Annotated in this window: 23 protein-coding genes; 14 read left to right on the top strand and 9 right to left on the bottom strand. The window is 64.4% G+C overall.

Annotated elements, in window-relative coordinates; all coding sequences use genetic code 11:
* The first annotated feature begins 108 nt into the window (after window positions 1–108).
* Together JKV55_RS08905 and JKV55_RS08900 are read left to right on the top strand one after the other, a co-directional pair.
* Window positions 109–1,011 carry a LysR family transcriptional regulator gene (locus JKV55_RS08905; protein ID WP_202084347.1) on the top strand — a complete coding sequence of 301 codons (903 nt, stop codon included), beginning with the start codon at window positions 109–111 and terminating at the stop codon, window positions 1,009–1,011.
* Window positions 1,012–1,160: 149 nt separating this feature from the next.
* Window positions 1,161–2,624, top strand: coding sequence for a DUF3360 family protein (locus tag JKV55_RS08900; RefSeq protein WP_369409632.1), 1,464 nt, complete (start codon window positions 1,161–1,163; stop codon window positions 2,622–2,624).
* 72 nt (window positions 2,625–2,696) lie between these two features.
* On the opposite strand, the gene JKV55_RS08895 is transcribed toward JKV55_RS08900, so the two are convergent.
* A complete protein-coding gene (locus JKV55_RS08895; protein WP_202084343.1) occupies window positions 2,697–3,497 on the bottom strand; it encodes a helix-turn-helix domain-containing protein in 801 nt (266 codons plus the stop codon).
* A gap of 401 nt (window positions 3,498–3,898) precedes the next feature.
* On the opposite strand from JKV55_RS08895, the gene dctP reads away from it, so the two are divergent.
* The 6 genes from dctP (at window position 3,899) to JKV55_RS08865 (ending at window position 9,579) form a co-directional block, all read left to right on the top strand.
* A complete protein-coding gene (dctP, locus tag JKV55_RS08890) occupies window positions 3,899–4,915 on the top strand; it encodes a TRAP transporter substrate-binding protein DctP (RefSeq protein ID WP_202084341.1) in 1,017 nt (338 codons plus the stop codon).
* A 157-nt stretch (window positions 4,916–5,072) separates the two neighbouring features.
* Window positions 5,073–5,636 carry a TRAP transporter small permease gene (locus tag JKV55_RS08885; protein WP_202084338.1) on the top strand — a complete coding sequence of 188 codons (564 nt, stop codon included), beginning with the start codon at window positions 5,073–5,075 and terminating at the stop codon, window positions 5,634–5,636.
* A complete protein-coding gene (locus tag JKV55_RS08880; protein WP_202084336.1) occupies window positions 5,636–6,955 on the top strand; it encodes a TRAP transporter large permease in 1,320 nt (439 codons plus the stop codon). Before JKV55_RS08885 ends, JKV55_RS08880 begins: the two co-directional genes overlap by 1 nt.
* Window positions 6,956–7,046: 91 nt before the next feature.
* Window positions 7,047–7,799, top strand: a complete 753-nt coding sequence (locus JKV55_RS08875) for a gamma-glutamyl-gamma-aminobutyrate hydrolase family protein (protein WP_202084334.1) — start codon at window positions 7,047–7,049, stop codon at window positions 7,797–7,799.
* 13 nt (window positions 7,800–7,812) lie between these two features.
* Window positions 7,813–9,081: a D-amino acid dehydrogenase gene (locus tag JKV55_RS08870; RefSeq protein WP_202084332.1), complete on the top strand. Its 1,269-nt coding sequence runs from the start codon at window positions 7,813–7,815 to the stop codon at window positions 9,079–9,081.
* 30 nt (window positions 9,082–9,111) lie between these two features.
* Complete coding sequence (locus JKV55_RS08865) at window positions 9,112–9,579, top strand: RidA family protein (RefSeq protein ID WP_202084331.1); 468 nt, start codon at window positions 9,112–9,114, stop codon at window positions 9,577–9,579.
* A gap of 9 nt (window positions 9,580–9,588) precedes the next feature.
* Here the strand turns inward: JKV55_RS08865 and JKV55_RS08860 are convergent, their stop codons facing one another.
* Together JKV55_RS08860 and sbcD are read right to left on the bottom strand one after the other, a co-directional pair.
* Window positions 9,589–12,978, bottom strand: coding sequence for an AAA family ATPase (locus JKV55_RS08860; protein ID WP_202084329.1), 3,390 nt, complete (start codon window positions 12,976–12,978; stop codon window positions 9,589–9,591).
* A complete protein-coding gene (sbcD, locus tag JKV55_RS08855; RefSeq protein ID WP_202084327.1) occupies window positions 12,975–14,192 on the bottom strand; it encodes an exonuclease subunit SbcD in 1,218 nt (405 codons plus the stop codon). The genes JKV55_RS08860 and sbcD overlap by 4 nt, the downstream gene beginning before the upstream one ends.
* A 123-nt stretch (window positions 14,193–14,315) precedes the next feature.
* On the opposite strand from sbcD, the gene JKV55_RS08850 reads away from it, so the two are divergent.
* Entirely contained in the window at window positions 14,316–15,215 is a 900-nt protein-coding gene (locus JKV55_RS08850; RefSeq protein WP_202084325.1) for a DMT family transporter, read from the top strand.
* Here the strand turns inward: JKV55_RS08850 and JKV55_RS08845 are convergent.
* Window positions 15,212–15,832 (bottom strand): glutathione S-transferase family protein, encoded by a 621-nt coding sequence (locus JKV55_RS08845; RefSeq protein WP_202084323.1) that lies wholly within the window; start codon window positions 15,830–15,832, stop codon window positions 15,212–15,214. The genes JKV55_RS08850 and JKV55_RS08845 overlap by 4 nt on opposite strands.
* Before the next feature lie 186 nt (window positions 15,833–16,018).
* Window positions 16,019–16,552: a MarR family winged helix-turn-helix transcriptional regulator gene (locus JKV55_RS08840; protein ID WP_202084321.1), complete on the bottom strand. Its 534-nt coding sequence runs from the start codon at window positions 16,550–16,552 to the stop codon at window positions 16,019–16,021.
* Window positions 16,553–16,846: 294 nt separating this feature from the next.
* Here JKV55_RS08840 and JKV55_RS08835 point away from each other — a divergent pair, with 294 nt between their 5' ends.
* Window positions 16,847–17,221: a c-type cytochrome gene (locus JKV55_RS08835; protein WP_237332780.1), complete on the top strand. Its 375-nt coding sequence runs from the start codon at window positions 16,847–16,849 to the stop codon at window positions 17,219–17,221.
* A 227-nt stretch (window positions 17,222–17,448) separates the two neighbouring features.
* Here the strand turns inward: JKV55_RS08835 and rep are convergent, their stop codons facing one another.
* Window positions 17,449–19,461 (bottom strand): DNA helicase Rep, encoded by a 2,013-nt coding sequence (rep, locus tag JKV55_RS08830; RefSeq protein ID WP_202084317.1) that lies wholly within the window; start codon window positions 19,459–19,461, stop codon window positions 17,449–17,451.
* A 127-nt stretch (window positions 19,462–19,588) separates the two neighbouring features.
* Between rep and JKV55_RS08825 the strand changes: the two genes are divergently transcribed.
* Both JKV55_RS08825 and csdE read left to right on the top strand, forming a co-directional pair.
* A complete protein-coding gene (locus JKV55_RS08825) occupies window positions 19,589–20,803 on the top strand; it encodes an aminotransferase class V-fold PLP-dependent enzyme (RefSeq protein ID WP_202084481.1) in 1,215 nt (404 codons plus the stop codon).
* On the top strand, window positions 20,803–21,225 hold the full coding sequence (csdE, locus tag JKV55_RS08820; RefSeq protein ID WP_202084479.1) for a cysteine desulfurase sulfur acceptor subunit CsdE: 423 nt from the start codon (window positions 20,803–20,805) through the stop codon (window positions 21,223–21,225). Before JKV55_RS08825 ends, csdE begins: the two co-directional genes overlap by 1 nt.
* Before the next feature lie 277 nt (window positions 21,226–21,502).
* Here csdE and tcdA read toward each other — a convergent pair whose 3' ends face one another.
* Together tcdA and ilvC are read right to left on the bottom strand one after the other, a co-directional pair.
* Entirely contained in the window at window positions 21,503–22,306 is an 804-nt protein-coding gene (gene tcdA / locus JKV55_RS08815; protein ID WP_202084314.1) for a tRNA cyclic N6-threonylcarbamoyladenosine(37) synthase TcdA, read from the bottom strand.
* Between the two features lie 160 nt (window positions 22,307–22,466).
* Window positions 22,467–23,951 carry a ketol-acid reductoisomerase gene (gene ilvC / locus JKV55_RS08810; protein ID WP_202084312.1) on the bottom strand — a complete coding sequence of 495 codons (1,485 nt, stop codon included), beginning with the start codon at window positions 23,949–23,951 and terminating at the stop codon, window positions 22,467–22,469.
* Between the two features lie 138 nt (window positions 23,952–24,089).
* Between ilvC and ilvY the strand changes: the two genes are divergently transcribed.
* A complete protein-coding gene (gene ilvY, locus JKV55_RS08805; protein WP_202084310.1) occupies window positions 24,090–24,977 on the top strand; it encodes an HTH-type transcriptional activator IlvY in 888 nt (295 codons plus the stop codon).
* A 91-nt stretch (window positions 24,978–25,068) separates the two neighbouring features.
* Window positions 25,069–25,335, top strand: coding sequence for a ubiquinone biosynthesis accessory factor UbiK (ubiK, locus tag JKV55_RS08800; protein WP_202084308.1), 267 nt, complete (start codon window positions 25,069–25,071; stop codon window positions 25,333–25,335).
* 68 nt (window positions 25,336–25,403) lie between these two features.
* Here ubiK and fre read toward each other — a convergent pair whose 3' ends face one another.
* Complete coding sequence (gene fre, locus JKV55_RS08795) at window positions 25,404–26,102, bottom strand: NAD(P)H-flavin reductase (RefSeq protein ID WP_202084306.1); 699 nt, start codon at window positions 26,100–26,102, stop codon at window positions 25,404–25,406.

Raw genomic sequence — 26,102 nt, 5'->3', positions numbered from 1 at the left:
TTAATGATCAAGATAGGACTTGTTACTGCAATATAAAAAATAGTAAATATCTATACCTGCAATGCCATTAAGGTATGGAGACCGGTGTGAATACACCGGAATGTTGAGATGGATTTTCGCCAGTTGCACTATTTTGTCGCCGTGGTGGAGGAAGGCTCCCTGTCGGCGGCCAGCCGCCGGGTGCATATCGCCCAGCCGGCCCTGACCCGCCAGATCCACGCCCTGGAAGAAAAACTGCAGGTCAGCCTGTTCGAGCGCCATACCCGGGGCATGACGCTGACCGTGGCCGGCCAGGCGCTCTACGAAGAAGCCGGCAAGATGCTGGAAAACCGGGAGCAGGTGATGGCGCGCATCCGCGCCCTGGGCCAGGGGCTGACCGGCAAGGTCACCCTGGGGGTGACGGTGTCCCACCTGTGGGTGCCGGATATCCGGCGGCTGCTGGCCCGGTTCCGGGACGACTACCCCCAGGTGGCGCTGGAGGTCTATCCGCTGCTCTCGGGGCCCCAGGGCGAGAGGCTGAAGGAGGGCACCATAGACGCGGGTTTCCTGTATCTGGAGGACAGGGTCCCCGACTTCCTGCAGAGCCATCTGTTCCACCGGGATCACCTGGTGTTGGCGGTGCCAGCCGGCTCCCCGCTGGTGGCCTCGCCGCCCGCCCGGGTGCGGGCGCTGAACGAGTTCGACTTCGTCTGGGGCCCCCGCCATACCTCTCCCCTCTACTACGATCGGCTGAGCGCCTACTTCACCCGGCTCGGCCTGGTGCCCAGGGTGGTGCAGCAGGGGGCCGACAACATCACCATCCTCAGCCTGGTCGCCGCCGGCCTGGGCATTTCCATCGTGCCCGGCGACTGCCGCTGGAGCTCGCCGCCCGGGGTGCACTTTATCGACATGGCCGAGCTGCGGGAGTGCGACATGTCGATCCACTTCGCCTGGAACCGCCACAACCACTCCCCGGCCCTGCAGAATTTTATCCGTATCGTGCGGGGCAGCCCTGCCCCCGACGACGGCTGAGGGCCTGGGCAAGCCCGCCCGCTGTTAAAAAAATATTTCACAGAATGGCATTTTGTTAAGACTTAGGTCGCATGGCACAAAGCGGTAACAGGCCATACCATGGGCGCCAACATGACACCATAGTGATGAGCATCATCAAGGAGAGTCCCGTGTCAGAGGCCCAATCCCCCCGTTACCGCGATTTGCGCAAGCCCCGGCGCGAGTTCGACAGCCGCGCCGCCTACCTGGAGCACGAGCTGTCGATCATGGCCCCCCGCCGCTGGCGCATCAACCTGCCGTTCCGGGACTATCGCTTCGAGCTGGAAGACATGGTGCCGGCCCTGGCCGCGACCATCGGCAAGATAGTGATGGTGGCCGCCGTGGTGGCCGCCTTCGCCGGGCCGCTCGGGCTGGGCAACGACTTCGTGGTGGAAAACGTCCGCTTCGAGATGCTGATCGCCGCCCTGCTGTTCGTGATCCTGTTCTCGGGGCTGATCAACCCCAACGCCAACCTGGCCGGCACCCACGGCCCCATGATCCCCTTGATCCCGCTGATCGTCGCCTCCGGCGGCCACCCCCTGGCGCTGGGGCTGATGGTGGGCCTGTTCGGCCTGATCCTCAGCATCAGCAAGGGCGGCAGCAAGCTGATGGCGCTCACCAGCGACGGGGTGCGCGGCGGCCTGCTGATCTACCTGGGCGCCATGGGCCTGCTCAGCCAGATCAAGGCGCTCAACGCCTGGGCCACGGGCATCGAGATGGGCCATATCGCCTTCGCGGTGATCCTCGCCACCATCATCATGTACGCCTTGCTGGCCCGGCTGGGAATGCGCTGGCTGTCGATCCCGCTGGGCTCCGGCCTGGCCTTCCTGATCGCCATACTGCTGGGCGCGCCATTCGAGTTCGTGACCCAGCCGGGCATCCCCCACCTGAGCCCGAGCTACTGGTGGGGCGAAAGCACCGGCTGGCAGATGGGCTGGCCCGAGCTGCACCATTTCATCAGCGTGGCGCCCTTCGCGGTGCTGGCGGTGGCCATGTGGTCGCCGGACTTTATGGGCCAGCGGGTGTTCCAGGAACTGAACTACCCGAAGAAGGCCGACAAGGTGCTGATGAACGTGGACGACACCATGGGCGTGGCCTCGGTGCGCCAGGCGGTGGGCAGCCTGCTCGGCGGCGGCAACCTGGCCTCCTCCTGGGGCACCTATATCATTCCGGCGGCCATCGCCAAGCGGCCCATTCCCGCCGGCGCCATGCTCACCGGCCTGTTCTGCGTTATCGCCGCCCTCTGGGGCTACCCCATGGATCTGGCGGTGTGGGATCCGGTGCTGCGGGTGGCGCTTATCGTCGGCGTCTTTATGCCCCTGCTGGAAGCCGGCATGCAGATGACCCGCAGCACCACCAGCAGCCAGTCCGCCGGCATAGTGGTGTTCGCCTCCGCCTTCGTCAACCCGGTGTTCGGCTGGTCCATGACCATGCTGCTCGACAACCTGGGACTTATCGGTGACAAGGAGCGCGGCAAAAAGCTGCGCCTGATGGACCGCTGGGTGATCCCCGGCATCACCTTCGCGGTGCTGCTGGTGATCATGGCCATGGTGGGCATGCTGCCCGGCATACCGGCGCTGATGAAGATCTCCTGAAAGACCTCAAGTTAAGTTCACCTTTCCAACCGGGGCCCAGCCCCGGTTTTTTTGGTTCGGCGCCGCAAAGGCCTACTCGCCGATGGCGAGAAACAGCGGTTCATCACTCCCTCGCCGGTTGTCGATGGCGGCCCGGATACGGCCGTCGACCTCGGCTTCCTCATACAGGCCGCACACCCTGAACTGCTTCTTGAAATCGATGCTGTCGCCCAGGTAGTCATAGAGCACCCGGGTACAGGCCGGGGTGCGATGGCTGTTGGACGACACGCCGATTTTCACGCCGAGCAGGTGCTTGAGCTGGCTCTTGTAGGAGGGGAACAGCACCGTCTGGGTGATTTCGTTTTCCGTCAGCGCCTCGTAGTCCATCAGGAAGATGCGATCGCACAGGTTGACGGCGATGCCATGGTAACGGCAGTGGGTCACTTTTTCGCCGCGCGCCGCCGCGCCGATCAGCCGTTCGTACCTGGTATAGGCGATGCCCTGCTTGCCGGTACCGAGCCGGATCAGCGAGCGGAAAATCCGTCCCGGGTAGCCCAGGGAATAGTAGTATTCGTGATACCAGCCCAGGTAGCGCTCCAGGCTCGGCCGGGACCGGGCGCGCAGCTCGGCCATTTTCCGGGAGTAGCCGTCCTGGGGACCGCCCTCGGCGCGGGCCACGATCACCTGCTTGGTGAACTGTTCATGGGGCATCAGGATCTCGAATTCCTCCACCCCGAAAAAGTCGCAGATCAGGCGCAGGTTCGCCTTGGAGGGATGCACCTTGCCGCTCAGGTACTTGTTGAACTGGGTCCGGTTGATACCCATTTTCTGGCACACCTGGGCCATCGACGGATAGTGGCCACAGAGCAGCCGCAGGTTTTCCGTAAAATCCACCCGGCTCACTCCCTGCCTTCCAGGCACATCATGCTTTTCCTCCTGGCCCGGAAGCCATCACTTTGCTTCCGGGCCTGCATTCTGCTCCCGAACGGTGCGGCCGCAGCCGGCTCCCTTCTTCGCTTTCCCCTGATCATCGTCGTCTCTCCAAGGACTTGGCCGCCCGGGCGGGCATGGCAGTGGCCAATTGTGCCACCGGGACGGCCCCCATGCCATTTGCGGAAGGCCCCGGCTGGCACCTTTCTGACGGGGCGCACAGATTGCGCCAGGGATGACGCACCCAGTGCGCAGGACCGTGCCGGCTGCGAACTGCTCGCCGACCGCGGCCCCTGCTCTAATGGACACCCAGGAGGCGCCTGCGGGGCGCCATCTCCTCCGTTCCAACCACAAGGAAGTCGACCATGAAGCTCTTGCATCGCATCCCCACCTTTTCCGCTGTCGCCCTGGCCAGCGCCCTGGCGCTGAGCCCCCTCTCCGCCCTCTCCGCCGATACCCTGCGGCTGTCGGCGATCGAGCCCCCCACCTCCACCGTGGTGGCGTTCGCCAACGCCTTTGCGGAGCGGGTCAGGCAGTACAGCCAGGAAAGCATCGACATCAAGGTCTACCCTTCCAGCCAGCTCGGCGACTGGGTCGAGGTGCACGAACAGGTGATGGAAGGCACCATCGATCTCGCCCTGCAGCCTTTGTCCAACAGCTTCAACGAAGTGCTCGCCCTGCAGTGGTTCCCCTACGCGGCCCTCGACTTCGAATCCGGCCGGGATGCCTTTTCGGAAGGCGGCGTCGTCCATGAAATCATCAACGAGGCCCTGGCCGAGCAGGACATCAAGATACTGGGTGCCTTCGTCTCCGGCATGGGCGGCATCGTCTATACCAAACCGGCGCCCGCGCCCCGGGACCCGAACGCCAGCCAGGGCCTCAAGATCCGGGTCTGGCCAGGCGGCACCACCCACCAGGAGCTGCTCAAGCGCCTGGGCTATCAGACCGCCCCCATCCCCTGGTCGGATCTTTATACCGCCATGCAGACCGGGGTGGTGGACGGCGCCATCGGGGCGACGCCCGAGCTGGTCATGAACAACTTCGCCGACATCGCCAAGATGTGGGTGCAAAACAACGACCACTTCGAGGTGTCTTTCCTGGCGGTGAACAAGGGCCGTTTCGAGCGCCTCTCCCGGGAGCAGCAGCAGGCCATCCGCCGGGCCGCCACCGAGCTGTCCGCCGAGCGTTTCGCCACGGCCGAACAGGAGCACGAGAAATTCCTGCAGCAGATGCGCGACAGGGGCATAGAGGTGGTGGAGCTGGACAAGTCCGAACTCGAGTCCGTGGCCCAGGTGGTGCGTGCCGATGTGTGGCCCAGGATAGAAGGCGAGATCGGGGCCATCAACATGGCCCGCCTGAAGCTCAGCCTGGGCATCAGGTAGTCCCTTCGGCCAGAGACCGGCATCCGGTGACAGGGCCCCACCCGAGTGGGGCCATCCCCGCCGCTACCACCGCCATGCCCACGCCGGCATAAAACCCGCTCACCCTGCCCTTCCCCGCCCGCGGCGGCCGGAAGGGCCCCGACACATGGGGATCGTCATGGACACGACCTTTTTGTCCCTGTTGCATAACAAGCTGCTATGGCTGCAGCGCCTGGTGATGGGACTGACTACCATCGCCTTTTCCGTCCTGATCTTCGTTCAGGTATTTATTCGCTACTTCCTGGATCTGCCCCTCTATGGGGTGGAAGAGATCGCGGTCTACCTGGCGGTCTGGCTCTATTTCATCGGCTCCGGTTACGGCGTTTATCGCGGCAACCATATCTCGGCCGGCGTCATGGACATCGCTCTGTCCTCCCCCGCGGCGAAGGCGGCCCTCCAGGCCCTGGTGTCGCTGATTTCACTGGCCATCATCGGCTGGGTCTTCTGGATTTGCCTCGGCTATTTCCAGTGGAGCCTGGCCCGGGTGCCCAAGTCGCCGGAGCTGAGAATACCGCTCTACTACGTGCATGCCGCCATGCTGGCGGGAGCGGGGCTTATGTTTTTGTACACCCTTATCGAGTTGGTCGGCAGGCTCCACTGCCTGGCCGCGGGCCGCCCTTATCATTGCCTGGCGGAACGCGACGATAACGACACCGCCCGCAAGGCGGAAGGAAGATCCTGATGAATATCGACATTCTGATTGATGCCATCATCCTCGTCGGCCTGCTGCTGCTGGGCGTGCCCGCCCCTTTGTGCTTTGCCGCCGCCGCCCTGTTCCTGTTTGCGACGGGAGATTTTCACAACTCCAACTTCCTGGTGTCATCGGGCTTTAGCAAGCTGTCATCGCTGATCCTGCTGGCCATTCCGCTCTACATCTTCGCCGGCGGGCTGATGACCCAGGGCGGCATCGCCGGTCGCCTTATCGACCTGGCCGAAAGCCTGATCGCCCGGGTCAAGGGCGGGCTCGGCATAGTGGTGGTGTTTTCCACCGCCATCTTTGGCGCCATTTCCGGCATGTCCACCGCCGCGGTCGCCTCCATCGGATCCATCATGATCCCCAAGATGGTCGAGCGCGGTTATGACCGGGGCTACGCTACCACCCTGGTGGCGGCCTCTTCCGTGCTGGCGTTGCTGATCCCGCCCAGCTCCTCGATGATCCTCTACGGCTGGGTGACCAACACCTCGATCACCGCCATGTTCCTGGCCCCGGTGCTGCCGGCCCTGCTGCTGATCGGCAGCTTCACCCTGCTGAACCTGGTGCTGACCCGAAACATGGAGGTGGTCGAGCCCCCTCGCCGTTCGCTGCGGGATACGGGCACCGATGTCTGGCTCAAGACCAAGCGTGCCGCCTTCGGGCTGGCCATGCCGATCGTCATTCTGGGCTGCATCTATGGCGGCATCACCACCCCCACCGAGGCCGCCGCCATTGCCGTGATCTACGCCATTCCCGTCGCCGTCTTCATCTACCGGGGGCTGAGCTTCCGCTCCTTTGCCGATGTGGCCTGGAAGACAGGACAGATAGCGGCGGTATTGATGATACTGGTGTTCTTTTCGTCGATGCTGGCGCGGGTCTGGACCATGGGCAACGTACCGCAGACCGTGATGGAGTTCATTCTGGGCCTCAGCGACAACAAGATACTGCTGCTGTTGCTCATCAACCTGTTCCTGCTGCTGATCGGCATGTTCCTGGACGACATCAGCGGCGTCCTGCTGGCCTCTCCCATGCTGCTGCCGGTTGCCGTCAGCCTGGGCATAGACCCGGTACATTTCGGCGCCATTGTCGGCGTCAACCTGGGGATGGGGCTGATCACCCCGCCCACGGCGCCCATCCTCTATTTCTCCGGGCTGATCGGCAACACCACCCTGCCCAGAATGATCGGATACACCATGGCGTTCATCCTGTTCGGCTATCTGCCGGTGCTCTTGCTGACCACCTTTATCCCGGCGCTGTCGCTGCTGCTGCCCGAGGTGATACTGGGCTACCAGCCGATGGGGCGATAACCCACGCGGGTAGCGGGGAACACGAAACAACCGCCGACGACGCACGCTCAAACACAAAGAAGCCTTCATCACAGTCACAGAGGTACGCATCATGTCTTCCATGCCGGTCATCGGAATCACACTGGATATCGAACACACCCCGGGCTATGCCCTGGAGCCCTGGTACGCGCTGCGGGAGAACTACTGCTCCGCCATAGCGGCGGCGGGCGGGCTGCCGCTGGCCTTGCCCCACGGACAGGACGCGGTGGAGCACTATCTCGACCTGGTCGACGGCCTGGTGATCAGCGGCGGCATGTATGACATCCCGCCCGAACTCTACGGAGAACCCCTGCGCCAGGGAGAGCTGGTGACCAAGGCAGGGCGTACCCGGTTCGAGCGCAAGCTGATCGAAGGGGCGCTGGCCCGCGACATTCCCCTTGTCGGCATCTGCGGCGGCATGCAGCTGCTGGCGGTGCTCAAGGGTGCCAAACTGATCCAGGATATTCCCAGCGAAGTGAAGGACAGCCTGAACCATATGCAACCCCAGCCCCACCACCTGGCCGGACACCGGGTGCACCTCACCCCCGGCACCCGTCTGTTCCAGCTGTTCCGGCAGGAATCGCTGGAGGTGAACAGCGTGCATCATCAGGCGGTGCGGGATCTGCCGCCGGACATCATCGTCAGCGCCGTCGCCGACGACGGCATCGTCGAGGCGATCGAAATTCCCGGCCAGCACTTCTGCCTGGGCTTTCAGTGGCACCCCGAATATCTGATCAACCAGGGAGAGCGCCGGCTGTTCGAGGCGCTGGTCGCGGCGGCGACCCAGTACCGCCGGCACGCGGCCGCCCTTCCCCTGGTCAACTAGGACGAGGCTTACCATGAAGACAGAGTCCATCGCGATCATCGGCGCCGGCATCATCGGCGTCACCTCCGCCTACCTGCTCGCCCGTGCCGGCTATCGGGTGATGCTGCTGGACGCGGACGAGGGGCCCGCCCTCGGCACCAGTTTCGCCAACGGGGCCCAGCTGAGCTACTCCTATACCGACGCCATGGCCTCGCCGGGCCTGGTGGCCAAGATGCCCCGGATATTGCTGGGCCGGGATCCCGCCTTCCGGGTACGGATGTCGGCGGACGGACAACTGCTGCGCTGGGGCGGCCGCTTCCTGCTGCACGCCCGGGCGAGCCGGGAAGAGCGCAATACCCGCAATATACTGCGGCTGTCGCTGCACTCCCGGGAAGTGATGCACGCCACCCAGGCCGAGGCCGGCATCGAATTCCAGCACCGGCCTTCGGGCAAACTGCACCTTTACGGCAGCCGCCAGGATCTGGAGCAGGCCGCCGCCCGGGTCCGGCAGAAAGGAGAGTGGGGCTGCCCGCAGCGGGTGCTGGACTGGCGGCAGTGCCTGGCGCTCGAACCCGGCCTGGCCCAACTGGCCAGCCCCATGGCCGGCGGGGTCCATTCCCCCCTCGACGAGGTTGGCGACTGCCACCGGTTCGCCCTCGCCCTGCTGGATCGGCTGCGCCAACAGCCAGGGTTCGAAGCGCATTATCACTGCCGGGTTCACCGCCTGCACAAAGAGGGAAGCCGCATCACCGGGCTGGACACCAGCCAGGGCAGCATCACCGCCGACGCCTACCTGCTCGCCACCGGCCCCGACAGCCTGGCGCTGGCCCGCGGCATCGGCCTGCATATTCCCATCTATCCGATCAAGGGCTACAGCATCACGGTACCCGCCACCGAGCGGGCCCCCGCGGTGTGCATCACCGACGTGGACAACAAGGTGGTGTTCGCCCGCGTCGGCGACCGGCTGCGGGTGGCCGGCTGCGCCGATATCGTCGGTGACGACCGGACGCTGGACCAGGATCGCATCGATCACCTGCTGCGGGTCTGCCGGCAACGCTTCCCCGAGGCCGGCGACTACGACCGCCTGCTCGACCGCTGGACCGGCTTCCGTCCGGTCACCCCCAGCAGCGCCCCCATCATCGGCCGGGCCGGGGCCGACAACCTCTACCTTAACCTGGGCCACGGCATGCTGGGCTGGACCCTGGCCATGGGCTCGGCCTCGCTGCTGGCGGCCCGGATCGGCGGGACCCCCGCCCCCATCGACGACAGCGGGCTGCGCCCGGCCGACCACGGCCTGGGCTGACGCAACCCCACCATCCGGAGGAAAACACCCATGCACACCATAGAACACCGGCTCACCGAACTGGGCATCACCCTGCCCGAGGCCGGCCACCCCGCCGGGAACTACCAGGCCTGTCTGCAACTGGGTGCTCGCCTGCTGCTGAGCGGGCAGACCTGCAAGCTAAACGGCACCCTGGTCTACGCCGGCCAGGTGGGCGGAGCCCTCTCCCTCGAAGAAGGACAGGCCGCCGCCCGGCTCTGCGCCCTGAACCTGCTGGCCCAACTGAAGATGGCCTGCGGCGGTGAACTGGGCCGGGTTGAACGCTGCGTCAAATTGACCGTGTTCGTCAACTGTCCACCCGGGTTCAGCGCCCAGCCGTTGGTGGCCAACGGCGCCTCGGACCTGATGGTCGAGGTTTTCGGCGAACGCGGCGCCCATGTGCGATCGGCCGTCGGCGTCTGCGCCCTGCCCGGCAATGCGGCGGTGGAGATCGACGCCGAGTTCCAACTCGTTTCCTGAGTCGCCGGGCTAGTTCACCGCGAATTCCGGCGCCAGCCGGCTCAGGCCCAGGCCCTGGCTCTTGCTCAGCCGGATCTGCACCGGCACCCGCTCCTTCAGCGCCTCGATATGGCTGATGATGCCGATCATCTTGCCGCTGGCGTTGAGGGCATCGAGGGCGTCCAGGGCCACCTCCAGGGTCTCGGCGTCCAGGGTGCCGAAGCCCTCGTCGAGGAAGAGGGAGTCGATACGGGTCTTGCTGCTGACCAGATCCGACAGCGCCAGCGCCAGCGCCAGGCTGACCAGGAAACTTTCGCCGCCGGACAGGGTCTGGGTATCCCGGGCCGCGTCCGCCTGCCAGCCGTCGATCACCGCCAGCTCCAGCTCGCCGCCGTCCTTGCGGGCCAGCCGGTAGCGACCGTGCAGCCGCGCCAGCCGGCGGTTGGCCAGGTGCACCAGGTGCTCCAGGGTCAGCCCCTGGGCGAAGCGGCGGTAGCGGGCCCCGTCGGCGGAGCCGATCAGGCTGTTGAGCTGCTCCCACTGATGCAGCTGCCGGCGTCCCCGCTCGATCTCGTCCAGCAGGGCCTGCTGCTGCCGGCGCTGGGCGGCGTCGTGCTCCAGCCGGCCGTCGAGCCGGCCCAGCTGCTGCTGCAACAGGTTGACGGCGTCCTGCTGTCGCCGCTCCCGGTCCTCCAGCTCCGCCAGCGGCGCCGGCGGCTGCGGCCCCAGCTGCTGCCAGGCCTGCTCGGCCTGGGCCAGCCGGTCCGCGGCCAGCGCCTGCGCCTGTTGCAGGGCCTGCAGACGCGCCTGCTGCTGCTGGCGTTCGTCCTCCTCCAGCCGGGCGGCGATAAAGGCGGCCTCGTCGGCGAAGGGACTGGCGGCCAGGGCCTGCTGCCAGCTTGCCTGTGCGTCGCTCAGCTCCCGTTGCAACACCGCCAGTTGCCGTTGCTCCTGCTCCAGAATGGCCCCCTGGCGCTGCAGTTCGTCATTCAGGCTAGCCAGCCGTGTTTCCGCTTCCTGGGCCGCGGCCAGCGACGCCGCCGCCGTGACCGGCTCGCCATCGGGCAGCCCCAGCGCCTGCCAGCGCTGCTGCCAGCGCAGGAACAGGCTGCCCGCTTCGCTCAGGCTGACGGCCAGCTGCTGGCGCTCTTCTTTCAAGCGGGTGACGGCGACGTGCTGCTGCCGCCAGTGCTGCCATTGCTGCTCGCTCTGCCGCAACCAGTCCTGCCAGCTTGCGGGCTGGTGACCGACGCTGGCGGTCAGCCGTTGCTCCAGCTCCTTCCGCTGCCGCTCAATGGCCTGGCATTCTTCGTTAAGCTGCCGCTGTGCCCGCAGCAGGGTTTGCTGCTGCTGCTCCAGCAACTGTTGCCGGTGTTTAAGCCTGTCGACCTGGCCAGTGGCGGCCTGTTTGGCCTGCTCCCCGTGAGTCAGGACGGTTTTGGCCGCATCCAGCTGCTCGGCCTGCTGCTCGAGCCGCGCCAGCTGCTGCCGGCGCTCGTCAAGTTGTGCTGGCCAGTGATCCGCATCCAGAGCCAGGGCCAGCAGCAGCGCGGCTTGCCGTGCGCCATGCTCCGCCATGGCCCTGTCCAGCTGCTGCAGCCGCAGCCTGATCTGCTCCAGCACCGCCTTGCGCTCCGCCTGCAGAGCGTTCAGTCTCTGGCCCTGCTGCTCCATCTTTTCCAGCTCGGCGCTCTTTTGCTGCAATTCGGTTGCCGTGCTGTCATCCAGGTTCCGATACGCCTCTATGGCCGGATGAGCCTCGCTGCCGCACAGCGGACAGGCTTCGCCGGGCTGCAACTGCGCTCTGTGTTGTTCCAGGGAGCGGATCAGCTTTTCCTGCTCCAGCAAGCGGGTTTTGTCCTTCACCTGCTCCTGGAGCACACGGTACTGCTCACGGGCCTGTTCCAGTTGTTGCTCGCCCTGTTGCCATTCCGGCTCCAGCCGGGCCTGCTTTTGCCGCTCCTGTTGCCACTCGTGCTGCAGCTCCCGCAGCCGGTCGACACTTTGCTGCAGCGTCAGCCAGTCTGGCTGCTGCCCGCGCAATTGCTGAAGGTGCGCCTTCAGCTCCGGCTCGGTGAGCTCTCCCAGAATACCGGCCAGCGCCTGCTGTTGTTGCCGGTATTGTGCTTCCGCCTGTTGCTCGGCCTGCTGCGCCTGCTGGTGCTGCTGCGCCAGCACTTGCCGGTCACGCTCAAGCCGCTGTTGTTCCTGGCCGTTTTGCTGCTGCTGGGTGTGTGCCTTGTGAGCCTGCTGCTGCAGCCGGTCGAGCTGCTCCACACTGGCACGCCAGCCCGCCAGCTGCTCGCCCAAGCGCTCACCGGCGGCGTTGGCGGCCATGGCCTCGACCAGCCCTTGCTGTTGCCGCTCCAGTTCAGCGTCCCGGGCCTGCAAGGCCTGATGGTGCTGGCGGCTGAACGACAGCCCCTGCCAGCTGTGCCGGTGGCGCCCTGCCGTCAGGGTGGCCAGCTCGGCCTCGCGCCGCTCCAGCTGGGCCGCCAGGGTGCCGCACCGCGCCTGGTGCTGCTGCAGCTGTTGCCATTGCGGATACAAGCGGGCGGCCGGCTCGCTCTGCCGCAGCCGCTGTTGTTCGCCAGCCGCGTCGTGCAGGGCGGCCAGGGCCTGTTGCTGCTCCCGGCAGGCGGCGACCCGCTGTTGCTCGCAGTGATCCCACTGGCGGCGGCGCTGCAGCTCGGCCCGGGTTTGCCGCAGGCCCTCTTGCTGCCCGGCCAGCTCGGTGCCTATCCCGGCCCGCTCCTGCTCTATGCTCTGCCGTTCCTCCCCGCTCAGCAGCGCCACGCCCTGGGCCCTGGCCTCCTGCTGCGCCAGGGCGGCCCTGTGCTCCCGGGTCTGCTCGAACACCCGCTGGGAAATGCGGGCGTAGATGTCGGTGCCGGTCAGCTCCTCCAGCAGCTCCGCCCGCTCGTTGGCATCCGCGTGCAAAAAGGCGGCGAAACCGCCCTGGGCCAGCAGCATGGACTTGGTGAAGCGGCCGAAGTCGAGCCCGGTCAGCTGCTCGGTGAGTTTCAACTTGTCGTTGATCTTGTCGGTCAGGATCTCGCCGCTCCGCTTCGCCAGCTCCACCCGGGGCGCCTGCAGCTTGCCGTCGCTCTTGTCCCGGGCCCGGCGCTGGCTCCAGAAGGCGCGGTAGCCTTCTCCTTTCACCTCGAACTCCACCTCCGCCAGGCAGTCGGCAGTATGGCGGGTCATCAGCTCGTTGCCGCCGGCGGAGATCACCTTCATCCGTGGTGTTTGGTGGTAAAGCGCCAGGCAGATGGCGTCCAGCAGGGTGGTCTTGCCGGCCCCGGTGGGTCCGGTGATGGCGAACAGGCCGCTGTCCAGGAAGGGTTCCCGGGTAAAGTCGATTTTCCATTCGCCCTTGAGGGAGTTCAGGTTCTTCAGCCTGAGGGTCAGGATTTTCATGCTTCCTCCCCCAGGGCCGCCAGCACCTCGGCATGCAGCCCGTTCAGCGCGGCCAGATCCGCCTCCGCCAGCGTCTCCGCCGCCAGCCGCCGCGCAAACACCTGCTCCGGGGTCAGTTCGCTCAGGGTCTCGCGCTGTTCGGCCGTCAGGGCCGCGGCCTGCTCCCGGCGCCCCCGGCGCACCAGCAGTACCTCCAGCGCCAGCCCCTCGGCCAGGGCCTGCACCCGGGGCTGCAGATCGCTCAGGTAGTCGTCGCCGGTGACCGTCACTTCCAGCCAGACCGGCCGGTTTTCGCTGCCGTTCGCCGCTACCTCGACCATGGCCGCGCCCAGTTCCTGCAGGTTGCCGCCAATCCGGGCCAGCGGCTGGAACAGGGGCACCGGCAGCGGGGTCACCCGTTCCAGGCTCCCTCCGGCGAACTCCGCCAGCAGCACCTCCTTCTGCTGGCCAACTTCGTCGAAACTGAGGGGAATGGGCGAGCCGCAGTAGCGAACGTGCTCCAGTCCGGCCACCTTCTGGGACCGGTGGATATGACCCAGGGCGATATAGTCGGCGGCAGGAAAGGCGGCGGCGGGAAACGCCTCCAGGGTGCCGATGTAGATCTCCCGCACCGAGTCGCTGCTGCTGGCCCCCACGGTGGCGAGGTGGCCGGTGGCGAGGATGGGCAGGGCCGCAGCCAGTTGCGCGCGCCGCCCCTCGGCCAACTCGAACAGGGTCCGGTAGTGGTCGGCGATGGCCTGCTGCAGGGCCTGCTGCTTGTCCTGGCCGCTCTGGCCGGCCTGGCTTTCCAGCACCTCCCGGCTGCGGATAAAGGGCACCGCGCACAACAGGGCGCCGGGTTCGCCGTTTCGACGGTGCAGGGTCAGCAGTTGCCGTTCCGGCTCGGCCAGTACCCCGGCGATCACCGACACGTTCAGGCAACCGAGCAGTTCCCGGGACTCGTTGAGCATGGCCACCGAATCGTGATTGCCGCCCAGCACCACCAGATGGGTGCCGGTTCGCTGCAGTTCGACCACAAACTGGTTGTACAGCTCACGCGCATAGCTCGGCGGCGTGCCGGTGTCGAACACATCGCCGGCCAGGATCACGGCGTCGATGCGGTGTTCTTCGGCCTGCTCCACCAGCCAGCTCAGGAAGGCCCGGTGTTCGTCATAACGGTTCTTGCCCAGAAAATGCTGGCCCAGGTGCCAGTCGGAGGTGTGCAGTATGCGCATGGCGGCTCTTGTTATCGTCGGCGGAGCCGTTATTAAACCCGTTAAGCGGATTGGGCGCAAATGCCCTTGGCGGGCGCAGAAAACTTGCTAGACTGGGCTTTTCTCCCGACATTCTGCCCGAAGATGCCTTTTCCCTACGATTTTCTCGCCCTGGCGGCGGCCGCCTGCTGGGCGGTGGCCAGCCTGCTCTCGGCCAATGCCGCCCGCCACCTGGGCGCCTTCGCCTTTTCCCGCTGGCGGATGTTCTGTGTCAGCCTGATGCTGTGGTCGGTGGCCCTGCTCGGCGGCGGCTGGGCCAGCCTGTCTCCCCACAGCCTGGGGATAATGGCCATTTCCGGGCTGATCGGCATCTTTATCGGCGATACCGCGCTGTTCGCCGCCATGAACCGGCTCGGTCCCCGCCGGGCCGGGGTGCTGTTCGCCACCCATGCCCTGTTCTCGGCCCTGCTCGGCTACCTGGTGTTCGGCGAAACCATCACCGGCCTGACCCTGCTCGGCTGCCTGCTGCTGGTGGGCGGGGTCATGACCGCCATCTTCTTCGGCAAACGCGGCAACGACACCCATGCCTGGGAGCAGGATAACGGCAACCCCTGGCCCGGCATCGGCCTGGGGCTGCTGTCGGCCCTGTGCCAGTCGGTGGCCACCCTGATGGTCAAGCCGGTGATGATGGGCGAGATAGATCCGGTCGCCGCCTCGGCGGTGCGCATGAGCACCGCCTTTGTCGCCCACCTGGCCCTGCTCTGGTGCGGCCTGGTGGTGGCCAGGCCGCTGCGCGCCATCAACTGGCCGGTGTTCGGCATGGTGGCGCTCAATGCCTTCCTGGCGATGGGGGTGGGCATGACCCTGATCCTGCTGGCCCTGCGTTACGGCGAGGTGGGCATGGTGGCCATGCTGAGCTCGGTCAGCCCGGTGCTGGTGCTGCCCCTGCTGTGGCTGGTGATGAAACGGCGACCGGCCAATGGCGCCTGGCTGGGCGCCCTGGCTACAGTGGTGGGAACCGGGTTAATCGTGGCCCGGCATTAGAGATTAAGGCCTTCCTCGTCGAGCGCCTTGCGTACGCCCGGATCTTCTTTCATATCCTGGAAGTGGCGGGCCAGGTGGGGATAGGGGCTCAGCCCCTCGGACAGCACCAGGGTCGCCCAGTAGGCAAAGGGAAAAGCACAGGCGTCCACTATGCTCTTGTGCTCATCCATATACCAGGTGCGGCTGGCCAGGTGGTTGTCCATGCGTTGCAAAAAACGGCCAACCCGTTCGGGCACGGCAGCCTTGATAGCGTCGTGGGCGGCGAAACTGCGATCCTTGGTGTACTTTTGCGGCGCAAAGTAGGGTGTAAAGGCACTGTAGACGTCGGTATTGAGGAAGCTGAGCCAGTAGTCGCACTGATACTGCAGCACCGGATCCGTACCCGGGCCCAGGTGCTCGCCCTCGGGCAGGCGCGACAGATAGCGCAAAATGGCACTGTTCTGGTACAGCGCCCCCATTTCTTCGGTGAACAACACCGGTACCGCCGCCATATAGTTAATCTTGAGGAACTCGGGATCCCGGGTATCGGCCAGCTCCAGCTCATAGGGCAGGCCCAGCCAGGACAAGACGATATGGGGAGCAAGCGAGCTGGCGCCCGGCTTGTAATATAACTTCATTCAATGACCTCCTTGGGCGGTACTATGCCGCTCAGCCTGTCTGTATAATTTGTTATTATCCGGCCCGGTCCTGGTGCAACACATAGCCCCAGTACCGGCCTTGATTAATTATCAGCAGGAAATCGGGAAATGGCGATGTCATCCATGGAGCATCGCCATCCGCAGGTCAAAAAGGTGAAGTGAGCCTCAGTCCTCCACCGCCAGCAGCATTTTCTTCAGCAGGGCGGCGAAATGCTGCTGTTCCTCGGCCGACAGGGCCGAGGCCAGCTCGGCCTCGGCGGCCAGGTGATATTTGACCGCATCTTCCACCACCCTGAAACCTTCGTCGGTCAGGGTGACGATAACACCCCGGCGGTCGTGATCCGCCTGGGCCCGGGTGACCAGCCCCCGGCTTTCGAGTCGGTTGATACGGTTGGTCAGGGCGCCGGAGGAAATCAGCACCATGGATTGCAGCTGGTTGGGCGAGAGCTGGAAATAGGGCGGATGACGCCGCAATGCCGCCAGCACATCAAATTCCCCCACGTTCAACTCATAGCGGGCCAGATCCTGCAGCACCCGGCGGGTGATAAAGTACTCCAGCCGCACCACCCGGCCGATCACCTCGGTACCCTCGAATGCCAGGTCGGGGCGGGCCCGTCGCCACAGGGTCACGATGCGATCGATCTGATCCATGACCTGGGTGCTGCCCAGGCTGATGTTCTGCGTGTTGTTGTCGTTCATTGTGGTCTGGTGCTCCGTGATGCTCGCAGCCATTTTCATATCAAGAGAATATTGATAATAACATAAAGGATCCAGTCGCGGCGTTGGCTAAATGCCCTTCCCGACAGATCGGATCACCGCCTTTTCACGCCCTCACTCTTTTAGCCAGACCGTTTAATGACCGCGGCACTTGGGGTATACTCCGCGGGTTTAACGGAATTTGACGGAAACAAATAAGCCAACTGGGAGAATAAAAAGGTGAGCCTGTTAAGAAACCTGTTGCTTGCCGGCGTTGCCGCTGCCTCGCTGAGTGGCATGGCCTACGCCGCCAATGATATGTCGCCGGAAGCCATTGCCGAGCGCACCAAGCCGGTGGGCAGCGTCTATACCGCCGCCGATCTGGAAGGTATTGTAGAGACCGCCGCCGCCAGCAGCGAGCCCGCCGGCCCGCGCAGTGGCGAGGCTGTGTACACCGCCGCCTGTGCCGCCTGCCACGGCACCGGTGCCGCCGGCGCCCCCATCAAGGGCGACGCCGACGCCTGGGCACCTCGCGTTGCCCAGGGCCGCGATACCCTGCTGACCCATGTGATGGAAGGCTTCAATGTCGTGATGCCGGCCCGTGGGGCCTGTGGCAACTGTAGCGACGAAGAGCTGGAGCTCGCCCTCGACTATATGCTCGAAGCCCTCTGAGGCACCGCAGCCAACAAAGAAGCCGCAGCGATGCGGCTTTTTTATAGCCTTAACGGCAGCTGTAAGCCATAAGCTGTCAGCGATCAGCAGCCCGAGTCGTCAGCAATACACAGCGACCACTTATCTTCTGGCAAAGGGCCTGCAAGCAAAACCTGAGCCCCCACCCAATATTCGCTTCCCGAAAACGCCTGTGGTTTTACTTACAGCTGACAGCTTACCGCTGATAGCTATTTCTTGAGCATGGCCCTCAGGCTGGCCACCCCGGCCTGGCCTTTCTGCATCCGTTCCCCTTCGCTCGGCGGCTTGCGGTTGTGCTCCCAGTCCAGATCCTGCTGGGGCAGCTCGAGCAGGAAGCGGCTCGGCTCGGGCCTTATCATTTCGCCGAACTGGCGCCGCTCCCGGCACAAGGTGAAGGTGAGCGCCTGCTGGGCCCGGGTGATGCCCACATAGGCCAGGCGCCGCTCTTCCTCGATATTGTCCTCGTCGATGCTGCTCTGGTGCGGCAGCAGTCCTTCCTCCATGCCCACCATAAACACGAAGGGAAACTCCAGGCCCTTGGAGGCATGCAGCGTCATCAGCTGTACCTGCTCGCCGCCGTCCTCGTCCTCACCCCGTTCCATCATGTCGCGCAGGGTCAGGCGGGTGACCACCTGGGGCAGGGTCATGGCGTCGTCCAGCTCCGAGCCCTCCAGCATCTGGCTGACCCACTTGAACAGGGTGGATACGTTCTGCATGCGCATCTCCGCCGCCCGCGGGCTGGGGGAGCTCTCGTACAGCCACTCCTCGTAGTGGATGTCCTTGATCATGTCGCGCACCGCCTCCACCGCGTTGCCGCGCGCCGCCTCGTCGCCCCGGCGCACCAGCCAGTCGCAGAAGGCGCGCACCGCCACCAGCCCCCGGCCGGAAAGGTGCTGCTCCAGGCCCAGCTCGAAACTGGCAGCAAACAGGCTTTTTCCCCGCTGATTGGCGTAGGTTCCCAGCTTTTCCAGGGAGGTGGGCCCGATTTCCCGCCGCGGCGTGTTCACCACCCGCAGGAAGGCGTTGTCGTCGTCCGGGTTCACCAGCAGCCGCAGGTAGGCCATGATGTCCTTGATCTCGGTGCGGGAGAAGAAGGAAGTGCCGCCGCTGATCTTGTAGGGGATGCGGTTGGTCATCAGCGCCTTTTCCAGCAACCGGGACTGATGGTTGCCCCGGTAGAGGATGGCGTAGTCGCCGAACTTGCTGCCGTTCATAAATTTGTGGCCCATGATCTCGGCCACCACCCGCTCCGCTTCATGTTCCTCGTGCTTGGCGAACAACACCCGCACCGACGCCTCGTATTCCATTTCCGAAAACAGCTGCTTGTCGAACACATGAGGGTTGTTGGCGATCAGGATATTGGCGCACTGTAATATACGCCCCCGGGAGCGGTAGTTCTGCTCCAGCTTGATCACCTTGAGACTGGGGTAATCTTCCTTCAGCAGCACCAGGTTCTGGGGCCGGGCCCCGCGCCAGGAATAGATGGACTGATCATCGTCCCCCACCACGGTAAAGCGGGCCCGCTCGCCGGCGATCAGCTTCACCAGTTCGTATTGGCTGGTGTTGGTATCCTGGTATTCGTCCACCAGCAGGTAACGGATCTTGTTCTGCCAGTAAGCACGCACCTCGGCGTTGGTCTTGAGCAGCAGGGTCGGCATCAGGATCAGATCGTCGAAGTCCAGGGCGTTGTAGGCCTTCATCTGTCGCTGGTAGCGCTCGTAGCACTGGGCGAACAGCACGGTTTCCGGATCCGTGGCCAGCCGGGCCGCCCGCGCCGGCAGCACCAGATCGTTCTTCCAGTTGGAGATGGTGGACAGCAGGCGGGCAATCTTGTCCTTGTCGTTGTCCAGCTCCTGCTCGGTCAGCTCCTTGATCAGCGCCAGCTGATCCTGGTCGTCGAACAGGGAGAAGCCGGCCTTGAGCCCCAGGGTCTTGTGCTCGCGGCGGATGATCTCCAGCCCCAGGGTATGGAAAGTGGACACCATCAGCCCCCGGGCCTCGTGCTTGCCCAGGGTCTGGGCCACCCGCTCCTTCATCTCCCGCGCCGCCTTGTTGGTAAAGGTGACGGCGGCGATATGGCGGGCCTTGTAGTCGCACTGGCGCACCAGGTAGGCGATTTTGTTGGTGATCACCCGGGTCTTGCCACTGCCTGCGCCGGCCAACACCAGGCAGGGCCCGGCGATGTAGCGTACGGCGTCATCTTGGGCTGGGTTGAGTTTCATCAAAGCTCCGCGGGGCTGAACAAGGCCGGCTATTTTAACGGCAGACAGCCTCCGGGTGAAGGCCGCCTTGTCATGGGCCCGGCTTTGGCTCATGATCCCGTCAGTTTTCCCTTTTCCCGACAACATCATGGCGACCGACATCAAGGCACTCAGACGCGACTTCCCCACCCTGGCCCAAATCGTCAACGGCCACCCCCTGGTGTACCTGGACAACGCCGCCACCACCCAGAAGCCGCAGCCGGTGCTGGACGCCCTCAACCACTACTACCGGGACACCAACGCCAATGTGCACCGGGCTTCCCACGCCCTGAGCGGCCAGGCCACCCGGGCCTTCGAGCAGGCACGGGAAAAGGTGGCGCGTTTTATCCACGCCGCCTCGGCCCGGGAAATAGTCTGGACCCGGGGCACCACCGAAGCCATCAACCTGGTGGCCTTCGGCTTCGGCCGGCACTTCCTCCAACCCGGGGACGAGATCCTGCTCAGCACCCTGGAGCACCACGCCAATATAGTGCCCTGGCAGCAGGCGGCGGCGGCCACCGGCGCCGTGCTGAAAGTCATTCCGCTTACCGATACTGCCGAGCTGGACCTGGATGCCGCCCGGGCCCTTATCTGCGAGCGCACCCGGCTGCTGGCCATCGGCCATGTGTCCAACGCCCTCGGCCAGGTCAACCCGGTGGCGGAGCTTATCCGCCTGGCCAAGGCCGTGGGCGCCGTTACCCTGGTGGACGGCGCCCAGGCGGTGGGCCATTTCCCGGTGGACGTGCAGGCGCTCGACTGTGACTTCTACGCCTTTTCCGGCCACAAGATGTTCGCCCCCACCGGCATCGGCGTGCTCTATGGCCGGATGGAATGGCTGGAGCGGATGCCGCCCTGGCAGACCGGCGGCGAGATGATCAAAACCGTGAGCTTCGAGGCCACCACCTTCAACGCACCGCCCTTCAAGTTCGAGGCGGGCACCCCCAATATCGCCGGCGCCATCGCCTTGGGAGCGGCGGTGGATTACCTGGCCGTGCAGGACAGGGCCGCCCTGATGCGCCACGAAGACGCCCTGCTGCGCCAGCTGGTGGACGGGCTGGACGCCATGGCCGATATTAACGTGATCGGCCGGCCCCGGGCCGGCGCCGTCTCTTTCGTGATGGACGACGTTCACCCCCAGGATCTGGCCACCCTGCTCGACATGCAGGGCATAGCGGTGCGCACCGGCCACCACTGCGCCATGCCGCTGATGCAGGCGCTGGCCCTCCCCCAGGGCACGGTGCGCGCCTCCCTCGCCTTTTACAACACCGACGACGATGTCGCCGCCCTGCTGGCCGGCATCGACAAAGCCCGGGAGCTGCTGTGATAAACCACCCCTTCGGCACCGCCATCACCGACCAGGATATCCGCGCCCTCTTCGCCGCCGCCCACGGCTGGGAGGCCCGCTACAAGCAGCTGATTTTGCTGGCCAGGCAATTGCCGCCCCTGCCGCCGGAGGCCAGAACCGAGGCCAACGCCATCCACGGCTGCGAAAGCCAGGCCTGGCTGCAGGCCGGGCAGGACGCGCAGGGCCGCTGGCAGCTGCACTGCGACTCGGACGCCCGCATCGTCAAGGGCCTGATGGCGGTGGTGCTGGCCGCACTCAGCAACAAGACATCCGCGCAGATCCAGGCCTTCGATATGGAAGCCTATTTCGCCGAGCTGCAACTGCTGGCCCACCTGAGCCCCTCCCGGGGCAACGGCCTGCGGGCGGTGGTGGAGGCGATTAAAACCAAAGCCGGAAGCTAGCAGCGGGAAGCTGGAAGCAGCCCGGGGTGGATGGCCATCCCTGTTGCCTCTTTCCACCCCCGACGCCGTCTGGAGGTAGTGCCGGCAGGCGGCTGCGGAGCGACAGGGAGGACAAAGGGCGCTGCTCAGCCGACCTTCTGTTTCAGGGATGAAACAGAGAGCGTACAGGGAGGTATTCATAGCGTGTCGGCGGAGTAGTGCCCTTTGGCCGATGGTCCAGACCCCATCAAAAGCCAACAAAAGCTGGTGACCAGGGGATGAGCCGCCGGAGGCGCTCTTAACTTTCAGCTTCCGGCTTCTCGCTTCCGGCTTCAGCCGCCAGTTTCGCCAGCACCCGGCCGACCATAAAGAAGCCGAAGGTGGCGGTGATATGGGTGGCGGCGCCGAAACCGGAGGCGCAGTCCATCTTCATGGTGCCGTCCGACTGCTGCTTGCTGCGGCAGATACCGCCACTTCCGTCGGGGTAACGGGGCTGCTCGGTGGAGAAGACGCAGTCCACCCCGAACTTGCGCTTGGGATTCTTGCTGAACTGGTAAAACCGGCGCAGCTCGCCGCGTACCTTGGCGGCCAGGGGATCCTGGATGGTCCTGCTGAGATCGGCGAGCTGGATCTGGCTGGGATCGATCTGGCCGCCGGCGCCACCGGCGGTGATCACCGGGATCTTGTTGCGCTTGCAGAAGGCGATCAGCGCCGCCTTGGCCCTGACCGAGTCGATGGCATCCAGCACATAGTCGAACCCCGCCAGCAGGTGTGCATCCAGGTTGTCCGGGCCGATAAAGTCGTCCACCACCCTCAGCTCGCAGTCCGGGTTGATCAGGGCGATCCGCTCGGCCATGGCGGCGGTCTTTTCGGCCCCTATCTGGTGGGACAGGGCATGGATCTGACGGTTGGTGTTGGTGATGCAGATATCGTCCATGTCGATCAGGGTGATGCCGCCGATGCCGGAGCGCGCCAGCGCCTCCGCCGCCCAGGATCCCACGCCGCCGATGCCGATCACGCACACCCGGGCCGCCGCGAAACGGGCCAGGGCCTCGGCGCCATACAGCCGGGCGATACCACCAAAACGCTCGTCAAAACTCATCTTCTGCTCCCCTTGATTGAGCGGGCATTATATCAAAGTCACCGGGATTGGGGACTCGGGACTAAAACCGCCAGTCCCTAATCCCCATTCCCGAATCCCTGCCATAAGCAAAAAGGGAGGCCGAAGCCTCCCGTTGTTACCGCTCTGTTTATTATCCGGTTCAGCCGCCGACGGCGATGTTCTTCATGTCGGTCATGTAGGAACGCAGGGTCTTGCCGATGCTCTCGACCGGGTGGTTACGGATGGCCTCGTTGACCTCGATCAGGCGGCGGTTGTCGACGGAGTTGGACTCCACCGCAATGGTCTTGCCGATGACGTCGGTGCCCACCTTGGGCATGAACTTCTCGCGCAGCAGCGGCACGGCGGCGTGAGCGAACAGGTAGTTGCCGTACTCGGCGGTGTCGGAAATCACCACGTTCATCTCGTACAGACGCTTGCGCGCAACTGTATTGGCGATCAGCGGCAGCTCGTGCAGCGACTCGTAGTAGGCGGACTCGTCGATGATGCCGGAGGCGGTCATGGCTTCGAACGCCAGCTCGACGCCGGCCTTGACCATGGCCACCAGCAGAATGCCGTTGTCGAAGTATTCCTGCTCGCCGATCACCAGGTCGGTGGCCGGGTACTGCTCGAAGCTGGTACCGGCGGTTTCTTCACGCCAGGTCAGCAGATCGTGATCGTCCTTGGCCCAGTCGGCCATCATGCCGGCGGAGAAGTTGCCTTCGATGATGTCGTCCATGTGCTTGTTGAACAGCGGGCGCATCAGCTCTTTCAGTTCCTCGGCCAGATCGAAGGCCTTGATTTTCGCCGGGTTGGACAGGCGATCCATCATGTTGGTGATGCCACCCTGCTTCAGGGCCTCGGTGATGGTTTCCCAGCCGAACTGGATCAGCTTGCCGGCGTAACCGGCGTCGATGCCCTCGGCCACCATCTTCTCGTGGCAGACGATGGCGCCGGCCTGCAGCATGCCGCACAGAATGGTCTGCTCGCCCATCAGGTCGGATTTCACTTCGGCCACGAAGGAAGACTCGAGCACGCCGGCACGGTCGCCGCCGGTAGCGGAGGCCCAGGCCTTGGCGATGGCCAGGCCCTCACCCTGGGGATCGTTCTCCGGGTGCACGGCGATCAGGGTAGGTACGCCGAAACCGCGCTTGTACTCTTCACGCACTTCGGTACCCGGGCACTTGGGCGCCACCATCACCACTGTGATGTCCTTGCGGATCTGCATGCCTTCTTCCACGATGTTGAAACCGTGGGAGTAGCCCAGGGCGGCGCCGTCTTTCATCAGCGGCATAACGGCGTTGACGGCGGAGGTGTGCTGCTTGTCCGGAGTCAGGTTCATCACCAGATCGGCGGTGGGGATCAGCTCTTCATAGGTGCCCACTTTGAAGCCGTTTTCGGTGGCCTGCTGGAAAGACTTACGCTTTTCGGCAATGGCTTCGGCACGCAGGGCGTAGGACACGTCCAGGCCGGAATCGCGCATGTTCAGCCCCTGGTTCAGGCCCTGGGCGCCGCAACCGACGATGACGACCTTCTTGCCTTTCAGGTAGTTGCAGCCATCGGCAAATTCTTCGCGCTTCATGAAACGGCACTTGCCCAGTTGCTCGAGCTGCTGACGCAGATTCAGGGTGTTGAAATAGTTAGCCATGACCTTTTGCTCCAATTAATCCGTTTAATACTTGAATTCCTGCACCGCCCGGCGGTGACGACCCCAGCACTATACCCCAGGCTTTTCATTGCTTGAAATGATATATTCGAAACAGAGTATTTCATTTGGTGCAATGTGATGGATATCCGCAATCTGGAGTTGTTCGTACACCTCAGCCAGAGTCTGCACTTTGGCCGCACCGCCGATGCCATGGCGGTCAGCCCTTCCACCCTGAGCCGGGCGATACAGCGGCTGGAGCAGGAGCTGGGCTGCGAGTTGCTGGACCGCGACAATCGCAGCGTCACCCTGACCCCGGCCGGACTGCGCCTGCAACGCTTCGCCGGCCACTGGCTGGCCGACTGGCAGGGCATCAGGGAACAGCTGAAACAAAACGAGAGCCCGTTGCAGGGCCGGCTGCGGCTGTTCTGCTCGGTCACCGCCAGCTATTTCCTGCTACCCGACATCCTGGCGCGCTTTCGTACCCGCTACCCCCAGCTGGAACTGCGGCTGGAAACCGGGGACCCGGCCCTGGCCATCGACAAGGTGCTGCAGGACGAATCCGATCTGTCCATCGGCGCCCGCCCCGATGCCCTGCCCGCCAAACTCGACTTTATCAAGCTGCAGACGGTGCCTCTGGTATTTATCGCTCCACGCATCCCCTGCCCGGCAACCGAACTGTTGCAGCAGAAACAGGCCGACTGGAGCAAGATACCGGTAATACTGCCGGAGCAGGGCGTAGCCCGCAAAAGAACCAATCAATGGTTTCGCAACAAGGGCATCAGCCCGCATATTTATGCGGAAGTGGCCGGCAACGAAGCCATCGTCGGCATGGTCGCCCTGGGCTGCGGCATCGCCCTGGTGCCCACCGCGGTCATCGAGCACAGCCCCATGGCCGACAAAATCCAGCGGCTGCACGTGACCCCGGATTTAAAACCCTTCGAGGTCGGCGTCTGCCTGCTGAAAAAGCGGCTGGATGATCCCCTGATCCAGGCGTTCCGCCAGATTGCCCTGCAGCAGGGTCAATAAGCAGGGCGAAGGTGGTGCCAACCCCGTATTACCTTGCCTATTGCCGGGAAAATGGAGTTACAATGGAGTCAATCTATTGAGGAGACCGACCATGCTGGACCCGAAAAAACTGGAAGAGATCGCCAAACAGATCCAAAGCAACCTGCCTGCCGGGCTGAAAAACATGGGCGAAGAAGCGGAAAAACGGATCCGCACCGTGCTGCAGGCACAGCTGGGCAAGCTGGACATGGTGACCCGGGAAGAATTCGACGTGCAGACCAAGGTGCTGCTGCGCACCCGGGAAAAACTCAATGAAATGGAAGCCAAGCTGGCCCAGCTCGAACGCCAGCTGGCAGAACGCCAGGACGGCGATATCTGAGCAGAATTCACAACAAGGCCGGCGGTTCGCCGGCCTTGTCATTTATCATCACCGCCGAGGCAAAAGGCTCAGATAAACTCGTAGGCGTCCCCGAACAGCCGCTCGGCTTCCACCCCTTTTTCCTTGAAGGCTTCCCGCGCCACCCCGGCCATCTCGAAACGGCCCGCCACATAGACGTCGTAACCGGTCAGGCTGGGAAAGTCTTCCATGATGGCCTCGTGCACCAGGCCGGTACGGCCCTGCCAGTGCTCGTTGCCGTTCTGCACCACGGGCACATAGGTCAGCTCCTTGTGCTCGGTGGCCCAGGCCTTCATCTCCGCGTCGGCGTAAAGTTGGTCTTCGAAACGCACGCCCCAGTACAGGAACACCGGCTTGTGCAGTCCCTCGGCCAGCATCCTCTGCAGGATGGAGCGGGTATAGGCAAAGCCGGTGCCGCCGGCCATCAGGATCACCGGATGGCGGGATTCCGCACGCAGGAAGGCCTTGCCGGCCGGCAGTTGCACGTCGATCTGCCCCTGCTCCTGCATGCGCGTCAATACCTGCATGGCATAGCTGTTGTCCGGGGAAGCCCCGATATGCAACTCCAGGGAGCCTTCCTCATTGGGCATGTTGGCGATGGAAAAGGGACGCTTGTCGTCGTCCGCCATCACCACCAACAGGTACTGGCCGGGTTGAAAATCCACGGCCTGCACGGGTTTGAGCCGCACATACCAGAGGGTGTCGGCCATTTCTTCCAGGGCTTCTACACTACATGTTACTTTCTGCAT

Origin of the sequence: Zobellella iuensis (assembly GCF_016746085.1) — a bacterium.
Classification (GTDB): domain Bacteria; phylum Pseudomonadota; class Gammaproteobacteria; order Enterobacterales; family Aeromonadaceae; genus Oceanimonas; species Oceanimonas iuensis.
The sequence above is the reverse complement of the archived record's forward strand: the minus strand, read 5'-3'. Positions and strand labels throughout refer to the sequence as shown.